The sequence below is a fragment of the Psychrobacter sp. 1U2 genome (assembly GCF_051847575.1).
The window spans coordinates 1-732 of sequence record NZ_JBPYDC010001034.1 but is presented as its reverse complement, the minus strand read 5'-3'; the positions used below and the strand labels follow the sequence as shown (position 1 = coordinate 732).

Sequence of the window (732 nt, the reverse complement as noted above, 5' to 3'; positions counted from 1 at the left end):
ACATAATGACTCCTTTACGTATGGTAATCACTGAAGCTACCGAGCGCTTTGACTTTGATAACCCTTGGAAAAATATTAAGCCACTCAGTGAACCTAAAAGTAGCGTTAATCCTTTTACCTTAAACGAGGTTATGTTAATCATTAATAACGTGCGTAGGGACTTCAAACCGTATTATATTGTGCGTTTCTTTACAGGTATGAGGACAGGCGAGATAGATGGTTTGCCCTGGAAAAACATAGATTTTGAACGCAGACAAATCATTGTTGATCAGGCGGTAGTAAACGGCATAGTTGGTCCAACTAAAACTAGTGGCTCCAATCGTGTGATTCAAATGAATGCCCTGGTCTACGATGCACTGCTTGAGCAAAAAAAATTAAACAGCCAGCAAAACAAATTTGTGTTTTGTACGAAAGCTGGCACAGCTTTGAATCATCGCAACGTGACGCGGCGAGTTTGGTATCCACTACTGAGGTATCTAGAGGTAGATATGCGTAATCCTTATCAATCTAGGCATACTGCTGCAACGCTTTGGCTAGCTGCTGGCGAGGCGCCTGAATGGATTGCCTCTCAGATGGGCCATAGCAATACTAAGATGCTATTTACCGTTTATTCTCGCTATGTACCGAACCTTACTCGTCAAGACGGAAGCGCGCTGGATAAGCTATTGAAAGACCGAGGTATACTACAAAACCTATGAAAAAGCCTATATATAATAAAAAGACATCTAAATA

General features: G+C 41.4%; 1 protein-coding gene. It reads left to right on the top strand.

Annotation, left to right across the window (positions count from 1 at the left end):
- Positions 1 to 698, top strand: a 698-nt coding sequence (locus ACS8FD_RS20220) for a site-specific integrase (RefSeq protein ID WP_439277183.1), incomplete at its 5' end; no start/stop codon positions are given.
- Positions 699 to 732 lie beyond the last annotated feature (34 nt).